Annotated in this window: 7 protein-coding genes and 1 pseudogene; 1 reads left to right on the top strand and 7 read right to left on the bottom strand. The window is 65.9% G+C overall.

Features of this window, described 5'->3' with window-relative positions; translation table 11 throughout:
• From nrdE to Y706_RS0119285, 6 genes are all read right to left on the bottom strand, one after another.
• The coding region (gene nrdE, locus Y706_RS0119310) for a class 1b ribonucleoside-diphosphate reductase subunit alpha (RefSeq protein WP_253906840.1) at positions 1–2,201 on the bottom strand (2,201 nt) is incomplete at its 3' end.
• Positions 2,171–2,596: a class Ib ribonucleoside-diphosphate reductase assembly flavoprotein NrdI gene (nrdI, locus tag Y706_RS0119305; protein WP_156945208.1), complete on the bottom strand. Its 426-nt coding sequence runs from the start codon at positions 2,594–2,596 to the stop codon at positions 2,171–2,173. The genes nrdE and nrdI, both read right to left, overlap by 31 nt.
• Before the next feature lie 146 nt (positions 2,597–2,742).
• A complete protein-coding gene (gene nrdH / locus Y706_RS0119300) occupies positions 2,743–2,988 on the bottom strand; it encodes a glutaredoxin-like protein NrdH (RefSeq protein WP_018773329.1) in 246 nt (81 codons plus the stop codon).
• Between the two features lie 407 nt (positions 2,989–3,395).
• Positions 3,396–4,832, bottom strand: a complete 1,437-nt coding sequence (locus Y706_RS0119295; RefSeq protein ID WP_216699153.1) for a class I SAM-dependent methyltransferase — start codon at positions 4,830–4,832, stop codon at positions 3,396–3,398.
• 2 nt (positions 4,833–4,834) lie between these two features.
• Complete coding sequence (locus tag Y706_RS0119290; RefSeq protein WP_043436513.1) at positions 4,835–5,596, bottom strand: DUF1365 domain-containing protein; 762 nt, start codon at positions 5,594–5,596, stop codon at positions 4,835–4,837.
• Positions 5,593–7,053, bottom strand: coding sequence for an NAD(P)/FAD-dependent oxidoreductase (locus Y706_RS0119285; protein WP_028277882.1), 1,461 nt, complete (start codon positions 7,051–7,053; stop codon positions 5,593–5,595). Before Y706_RS0119285 ends, Y706_RS0119290 begins: the two co-directional genes overlap by 4 nt.
• Positions 7,054–7,370: 317 nt before the next feature.
• On the opposite strand from Y706_RS0119285, the gene Y706_RS0119280 reads away from it, so the two are divergent.
• Positions 7,371–8,291: a LysR family transcriptional regulator gene (locus Y706_RS0119280; RefSeq protein ID WP_028277881.1), complete on the top strand. Its 921-nt coding sequence runs from the start codon at positions 7,371–7,373 to the stop codon at positions 8,289–8,291.
• A 29-nt stretch (positions 8,292–8,320) separates the two neighbouring features.
• Here Y706_RS0119280 and Y706_RS26525 read toward each other — a convergent pair.
• A pseudogene (locus tag Y706_RS26525) lies at positions 8,321–8,530 on the bottom strand (aldehyde dehydrogenase family protein); the annotation flags it as partial.

Genomic DNA, 8,530 nt, shown 5'->3' with positions numbered 1-8,530 from the left:
ACGCAGCCCTCTACCTCGGTCCCTTCCAGCGCGAGCTGGCGGAGACGGATGTAGTAGATGGTCTTGATGCCCTTCTTCCAGGCGTAGATCTGGGCCTTGTTGATGTCGCGCGTGGTGGCGGTGTCCTTGAAGAACAGCGTCAGGGACAGGCCCTGGTCCACGTGCTGCGTGGCGGCGGCGTAGGTGTCGATGACCTTCTCGTAGCCGATCTCGTACGCGTCCTGGTAGTACTCCAGGTTGTCGTTCGTCAGGTACGGCGCCGGGTAGTACACGCGGCCCAGCTTGCCTTCCTTGCGGATCTCGATCTTTGACGCCACCGGGTGGATCGAGGAGGTGGAGTTGTTGATGTAGGAGATCGAGCCGGTGGGCGGCACGGCCTGCAGGTTCTGGTTGTAGATGCCGTGCTCCATGACGGAGGCCTTCAGCTCGCGCCAGTCATCCTGGGTGGGGATGTGGATGTTCTTGAACAGCTCCGCGACCTTCTCGGTCTGCGGGACCCATTCCTGCTCGGTGTACTTGTCGAAGAACTCGCCGGAGGCGTACTTGGACTTCTCGAAGCCGCCGAAGGTCTGGCCGGTCTGGATGGCCAGCAGGTTGGAGGCACGGACCGCGTGGAACACCACCGAGTAGAAGTAGATGTTGGTGAAGTCCAGGCCCTCTTCGGAGCCGTAGTGGACCCGCTCACGGGCCAGGTAGCCGTGCAGGTTCATCTGGCCGAGGCCGATCGCGTGGCTCTGGTCGTTGCCGCGGGCAATCGAGGGCACCGAGGTGATGTTGGACATGTCCGAGACGGCCGAGAGGGACCGGATGGCCGTCTCGATGGTCAGGCCGAAGTCCGGCGAGTCCATGGTCTTGGCGATGTTCAGCGAGCCCAGGTTGCAGGAGATGTCCTTGCCGGTCTGGTCGTAGGACAGGTCATCGTGGTACGTGGTGGGCTGGGAGACCTGGAGGATCTCCGAGCACAGGTTGGACATGATGATCTTGCCGTCGATCGGGTTTTCCCGGTTCACGGTGTCCTCGAACATGATGTACGGGTAGCCGGATTCGAACTGGATCTCGGCGAGCGTCTGGAAGAACTCGCGCGCCTTGATCTTGGTCTTCTTGATCCGGGAATCGTCCACCATCTCGTAGTACTTCTCGGTGACCGAGACGTCGGAGAACGGCATGCCGTAGACCTTTTCGACGTCGTACGGGGAGAACAGGTACATGTCCTCGTCCCGCTTGGCGAGCTCGAAGGTGATGTCCGGGATGACGACGCCGAGCGAGAGGGTCTTGATGCGGATCTTCTCGTCCGCGTTCTCGCGCTTGGTGTCCAGGAAGCGGTAGATGTCCGGGTGGTGCGCGTGCAGGTACACCGCACCGGCACCCTGGCGGGCACCGAGCTGGTTGGCGTAGGAGAAGCTGTCCTCGAGGAGCTTCATCACGGGGATGACACCGGAGGACTGATTCTCGATCTGCTTGATCGGCGCGCCGACCTCGCGGATGTTGGTCAGCGCGAAGGCCACGCCGCCGCCGCGCTTGGACAGCTGCAGCGCGGAGTTGATGGACCGGCCGATCGACTCCATGTTGTCTTCGATGCGGAGCAGGAAGCAGGAGACCAATTCGCCGCGCTGGCGCTTGCCGGCGTTCAGGAACGTCGGGGTGGCCGGCTGGAAGCGGCCCTCGATGATCTCGTCCACCATCTGGGTGGCGAGCTTCTCGTCGCCGCGGGCCAGGTGCAGGGCCACCATGCAGACGCGGTCCTCGTAGCGCTCCAGGAAGCGCTTTCCGTCGAACGTCTTCAGCGTGTAGGAGGTGTAGAACTTGAACGCGCCGAGGAAGGTCTCAAAGCGGAACTTCTTCTTGTACGCGCGGTTGTAGAGCTCGCGGATGAAGTTCATCGTGTACTGGTCGAGGGTTTCGCGCTCGTAGTACTCGTTCTTGACGAGGTAGTCGAGCTTTTCCTCGAGGTCGTGGAAGAACACGGTGTTGTTGTTCACGTGCTGCAGGAAGTACTGGTGCGCGGCCTCGCGGTCGGCCTCGAACTGGATCTCCCCGTTGGGGCCGTAGAGGTTCAGCATGGCGTTCAGCTCGTGGTAGCCCAGGCCCTTGTACGCGGCCGGCATCTCGTGCTTCTTCTCAACAGCGGCGGCGGCGGTACCGGTGCCCGTGTGCAGGCCTGCGCCTTCAGTTACTGCTGTGTCTGCGACAGTCGTGTCCAAAACTCTTCCAATCCTTGTTGTACGCGGTTGACGTCTTCCGGCGTCCCCATGAGTTCGAAGCGATATAGGTGCGGGACCTTGCACTTGGCGGCGATGATGTCCCCTGCCATGCAGTAGTTGTCCCCGAAATTGGTGTTTCCCGCGCCAATTACTCCGCGGATCAGCTTCCGGTTGCCCGGATCGTTCAAAAACCTGATGACCTGCTTTGGAACAGATCCCTCTCCCCCGGTGCCCCCATAGGTCGGGAGCAACAAAACGTAGGGCTCCCGGGCCACCAGCGGAGCGTCCCTCGGGTAAAGGGGGATCCTGGCGGCGTCGACGCCCAGCTTCGCAACGAAGCGTGCGGTGTTTTCGGAGGTGGAGGAAAAGTAGATGAGCCGGCAGTGTGTGGTGATGGCCGGTGCTGCCGTGCTGACCGCTTCCCCGCCGTCAGCCGTGGCAGCCACCCGATCTTCAGTTGTTACAGCCACGGTGGTCACCTCATCTACCGTGAATTCTTGCCTTGTAGCGGCGTCCTGGGCTTTTCAGGCGACAGGGCTTTTCAGGCTACAGCGACGGCGGCAGCCTGCGCCAGTTCTTCGATCTTGTCCGGGCGGAAACCTGACCAGTGGTCCTGGTCGGTGACGACAACGGGGGCCTGCATGTAGCCCAGGGACTTCAGGCGCTCGAGGGCTTCCGCGTCCTGGGAAATGTCGACGCTCTGGTAGGCGATGCCCTTCTTGTCCAGCGCGCGGTAGGTCGCGTTGCACTGAACGCAGGCCGGCTTCGTGTAAACCGTAACGGTCATGGTCCTGTCCCCTTTGTTGAAGTCTTCTGTGGAGCGCAATCCCGGCTCCGGATGTCCCGCGCTGATGCTCTGCTGGAACTGTATGTCGATACTACATGTAGTGCAAGAGCCTCATGTGGACCCCAAGATGATGTATTACAAGTATGTCATTTAACCCACCTTTAATCCACAGGAGGGGGCCCTCCAAATGTCCGGATTTCCGCCATTTTGGCGGACGAAATCCACACCCTGTGGAGTAGTTAGCCACATTAATCACGCCCGCGTGTCGCACCGCAGACGGCGTGTCGCGCGCCGCAGCGGGGACCCGGATCGGTGGCGCCGGCCACTACATCTGGTGTCCGGGCACACGAAAGAGGCGGGCACATGGTGCCCGCCTCAAGCGATTCGTGATTGTTCTAACACCGGCGCTAGGAAGCGGAGTCGAGCACGATCTGCTGCACGTCGAGGTAGCCCGTTTCAAACCCGGCCCGGGAGTAGCAGAGGTAGAACAGCCACATCCGCTGGAAGACCGCGTCGAAGCCCATGGCCCCCACCTCGTCTTCGCGGGCCATGAACCGTTCCTCCCAGAGCCGCAGCGTCTGGGCGTAATGCTCGCCCATGGCGAGGCGTTCGCGGACGCGCAGTCCGGTCTGCTTCGCGGTGATGTCCTCGATGGCGCGGACGGACGGAATGACCCCGCCCGGGAAGATGTACTTGTGCACCCAGGTGTAGCTGGTGCGGGTGGCCATGAGCCGGTCGTGGGCGATCGTGATGGCCTGGATGGCCACCTTGCCGCCCGGGGCCAGGACCCGCTCGATGGTCTGGAAGTAGGTGGCCCAGTATTCGAAGCCGACGGCCTCGATCATTTCGACCGAGACGACGGCGTCGTACTCGCCCTCCACGGCGCGGTAGTCCTTGAGCTCGATCGTGACGGCGTCGGCGTAGCCGGCCTCGGCCACGCGCTGGCGGGCCAGTTCCTGCTGCTCGCTGGAGAGCGTCACGGAGTAGACGGTGGCGCCGCGGGCGGCGGCGCGCAGGGCGAGCTCTCCCCAGCCGGTGCCGATTTCCAGGACCCGGGTGCCTTCCTTCACGCCGGCCTTGTCCAGCAGCCGGTCAATCTTGGCCTGCTGCGCGGCGGCCAGCCCGTCCCAGGTCACGTTCCGCAGGGCGTCGCCGCTTTCCGGGAAGAGGGCGCTGGAGTACGTCATGGTGCTGTCCAGGAACGAGGCGAAGAGCTCGTTGGAGAGGTCGTAGTGCCGGGAGATGTTGGAGCGGGTGTTCTTCTCCGTGTTCCGTTCCCTGCGCGGCTGGCGCGGCAGGTACAGGCCGCGCAGCTTCTGCAGCGGCTCAGGCACGAGCGTGCCGACGCGGGAGGCAAACACCTCCATGACGGCGGTCAGGTCATCGGCATCCCAGTCGCCGGCCATGAAGGACTCGCCCAGGCCGATCAGGCCGCCGTCGCCGAGGCGGGTGGCGAAGGCAACGGGCCGGTTGATGGTCATGACGGGATAGCCGGCGGCAGCCTCGTCAGAGGCGGTGCCGGCGGGTACCTGGTCGGAGGGAGCCGTGCCCAGTGCTGCTTTGCCCAATACTGTGCCGTCCGGGTACCGGACTTCCAGCGGCAGCCTGCGCACGGCCGCCTTGAAGATGGCGTCCGCAGCGCGTCCGGCCACACGGGCCTTGAGGCTCGAGGGCACCGTGGCGATGCTGGGCCAGATGGCGGCGTCGATGGTGGCGGGAGGCTGGGGAACGGTGTACGGCACCCTGCCGGTGACGAGCCCGCTGTTGACGGCGCTGCCGTTTACTGCGCTGCTGTGCGTGGTGCCCTGTGCCCGTCCCGTACCGGATCCGGTCGCTTCGGTCATTGTCACTGAACTGCCTCCTGTGAGGGGTGGTGTGGTTTTTTGATGATGGGCAGGCGGCGCGCCCACAGTTTGATGCCCTGCCAGCGGATCTGTGCCGCGACACGCAGCGGGGCCGCGGGTACGGCGAGCGCCGCGGACACGATGTTCCGCACGCTTGCTTCGTGCCGGACGCCGTCCATGGTGGCGATGAAGGGCTGCTGTCCCTCCCGTTCCAGGACGATCGATACGGCGAGCCGTTCGCCGGGTTCGGGGAGCTTCATGCGGTACTCGCCGTCGACGTCGTTGAACGGCGAAACATAGAACGCCTTAGGGACGCTCGCCCTGCCCGTGGCGTCGGTTTCGAGGAGGTAGCAGTGCCGCTCCCCGTACGTGTTGTGGACCTCGGCGACGACGCAGCGCAGCTCACCGGAGGCACTATGGCACCAGAACACGCTCAGCGGGTTGAACACGTGCCCGAACACCCGGGCGCTGGCAAGCATGGTGATGCGTCCGCCGTCGGGCTTTATCCCCTGGGTGGCAAGGTAGCTTTCCACGTTGCCGCGCAGGGTGCCGTCCGGATCGCCGAGGTGGTCTTCCACCCGGAATCCCGCCAGCGGCCGCAGCAGGCGCGGCAGCTGCGGGAGATGGTCGACGTCGACATACCAGCTGTAGCTGCGGTAGGTGAAAGCGTTGCGCAGCGGAGTCCGCCGCACATGGGCGATGGCAGTGCGGTAGATGGCCGCGCCGTGGAGGGCGGCCGGATGGATGGTGGCCGGCGCGCTCATGGCACCTCCACCGCGGCCGGCTGGACTGCGGCCGGCTGGACTGTGGCCGGCTGGACTGTGGCCGGGGCGGGGTCCGGGTCCACGGCCCCTGCGCCGATGTTGACCGTGCCGATGTTAACAGCGTCGCTGTTGACCGGGTCCCAGTCGCGGCCGAGCCGGGCGGCGGCCTTGAGGCCGGACAGGGCGCCGTCCTCATGGAATCCCCAGCCGTGGTACGCGCCGGCGAAGGCCAGCCGCCCGTCGCCGAGTCCGAGGATCCGCTGCTGCGCCGCCAGCGACTCCGGGGTGTACTGCGGGTGCTCGTAGACCATCCGGTCCAGGACCGTGGCGTCGTCGATCAGCTCGGATTCACCGAGGCTGACGATGTACCGGCCGCCGTCGACGGGTTCCAGCCGTTGCAGCCGGGTCATGTCGTAGCTGACCAGGACCTTGTCCGGCCGGGCGTCGCAGGACGGCAGCCGGTAGTTCCAGGAGGCCTGGGCGTTGGGGCTGGCCGGCAGCACGGCCTCGTCACGGTGGAAGAGCGTCTGGTTCACCGAATACGGCATGCCGCCAAGGGCGGCCCTCTCGGCCGCCGAGGCGTCGGTGAGCATGCGCAGGGCCTGCGCCGGGTGGGTGGCGATCACGACGGCGTCAAAGGTCTCGCGCACGGTCCCGGCACCGAGCGCGGACGTGACGTCGACGCCGTCGGCGTGCCGGTGCACCGCGGTGACCGGGTTGGCGAGCCGGATGTCCGGCAGAGTCGCGGCGACCTTGTCGACGTAGCTGCGCGAGCCGCCGGTGACGGTCCGCCATTGCGGGGAGCCCTTGACGCCGAGCAGGCCGTGGTGGCCCAGGAAGGTGAACAGGTAGCGGGCCGGGTAGGCCAGCGCGGTGGTGGGGTCGCAGGACCAAACGGCGCTGACCACGGGGGTCATGAAGTGCGAGATGAAATAGCTGCTGAACTTCTCCTGGGCCAGGAACTCCCCCAGGGTGAGCTCGTGTCCGGCGACTGCCGTGCCTGTGGCGGGTTCGGCCAGCAGTGCGCGGGCCCGGCGGTGGAACCGGGTGACTTCCAGCAGCATCCGCAGGTAGCGGCCACGCAGCAGGGTGGACGGCCGGGGAATGATCCCGCGCCCCTTGGCCCGTGCGCCGGCGTATTCCAGCCCGCAGCCGTCGCAGCGGACGGACATGCTCATTTCGGAGTCCTGGGTTTCGACGCCGAGCTCGGCGAACAGGCGCAGGAGCGTGGGATACGTCCGCTCGTTGTGGACGATGAAGCCGGTGTCCACACCCAGCGTGGGTCCGTTCTGCTGCGTCACATCGTGGGTGTGGGCGTGGCCGCCGAGCCGGGAGTCGGCCTCGAAGAGCGTTACCCGGTCCTGCCCGTTCAGCACGTACGCGGCGGTCAGCCCCGCCACTCCGCTGCCGATGACGGCGACGCGCCGGCCTGCCGGAATCCCTGCTGCTTGCGACACTGATCTGCTCCTGTTGTCTGGCCCGAAGTCTCTTATGGGCAATTCGATGCTGTCGGGTGGCCGGATGAGTATGAATGTGGAATTTTTCAGTTTTGCTGTCAGACCGTCGCCAGTGACGCCGTCATCTGCCACGTGAGCTGGGTTCCTCGGATTCTCCTGCATGGGCCCGGCCGCGCAGCGCAGACTTTCCGTGCGGACATTCCGCCAGACACATCAGCACGCAGACCGGCACGGCCGCCGGAGGGCCGGATATGCCACAATGAAGCGGGAATTCCGGTCCCGTCTCCGTGGACCCGCAACCAGGCGAAGGGCAGCCCTTGATCAACCCCGTCCATCTCCGGACCCTTGTGGAAGTGATCCGGCTTGGCTCGTTTGCGGCCGCCGCCACCCGGTTGGGCTACACGGCTTCGGCCGTCTCCCAGCAAATGTCGGCACTGGAACGCGACACCGGCGTCACCTTGTTCCAGCGCGCGGCCCGCAGCATCCAGCCGACCGAAGCCGCCGTCGTCATGACCCGGCACGCCGCCAAGGTTTTGACGGACATCGAGACGCTGATGGCCGCCGCTTCCCGGGCGCAGGAGAGTCCCAGCCAGGAGCTGCGGCTGGGCATCTTCCCGAGCCTCGCCACCTATGTGCTGCCGCCGATCCTGCGGAACCCGGCCTGGAAGAAGCTCGGCATCGACCTGCGTGTCTCGGTCGCGGAGCCGGCCCAGACCATCCAGGGGCTGCGGACCGGCGGCGAACTCGACGTCGCCCTGGTGTACCAGGTGGGACAGTCCGGACTCGCCTGGCCGCACACCGTGGACCGGCAGTGGATCGGCGACGACGACTTCCGCGTGGTGCTGCCCGCAGCCTGGGGCATCGGCACGGATTCCAAGGTCGCCGCGCCGCACCTATCGGACATGCCCTGGATCATGCACCACCCGGGCACGTCCGACGCCACGGTGATCGAACGGCTCTTCGCGAGCTGCAACCTGCACCCCCGCGTGGTGGCCTACAGCGATGACTTCCACGCGAGCCTCGAGATGGCCGCCGCCGGGCTCGGCGCCGCCCTGGTCCCCGACCTCGCCCTGCGGCACCGGCCTGCCGGGGTGGTGGTCCTAGATGTGCCGGAGATCCGGCTGGCACGGAATGTTTTCGCCCTGCTGATCAACGAGAAACGGACGGCCCAGGTGCAGCTCTTCGTGGAGCTGCTGGCCGAGACGATGCACCGGTCCGGGACCGCGCGAAAGGACTGAGCTGAAGCCCCCGTTAGCCCGGCGGGCGTTCAGCGCTTCCTGGCCCGCTTCCCGCCCGGCGCCACCAGCGCGTCGATGATCCGGTGCTTGGTCCGGGTGTACGGCGGATAGATCAGTTCCAGCGTGTCCGGCCACAGCGGCTTGTCCAGGGTGGGGCGCTCATGCGAGAACGTCCGCACCGAATGTTCCCCGTGATAGGCCCCCATGCCGCTGCCGCCGACCCCGCCGAACGGCAGCCC

Origin of the sequence: Arthrobacter sp. I3 (assembly GCF_000520575.1) — a bacterium.
GTDB classification, from domain to species: domain Bacteria; phylum Actinomycetota; class Actinomycetes; order Actinomycetales; family Micrococcaceae; genus Arthrobacter; species Arthrobacter humicola_A.
This window is presented reverse-complemented; position numbering and strand designations above follow the sequence as displayed.

Bases quoted from the DNA above. Each gene is read 5' to 3' on its own strand.
- nrdH (WP_018773329.1), bottom strand. From the start codon at position 2,988: ATGACCGTTACGGTTTACACGAAGCCGGCCTGCGTTCAGTGCAACGCG.
- Y706_RS0119295 (WP_216699153.1), bottom strand. From the start codon at position 4,832: ATGACCGAAGCGACCGGATCCGGTACGGGACGGGCACAGGGCACCACG.
- Y706_RS0119290 (WP_043436513.1), bottom strand. From the start codon at position 5,596: ATGAGCGCGCCGGCCACCATCCATCCGGCCGCCCTCCACGGCGCGGCC.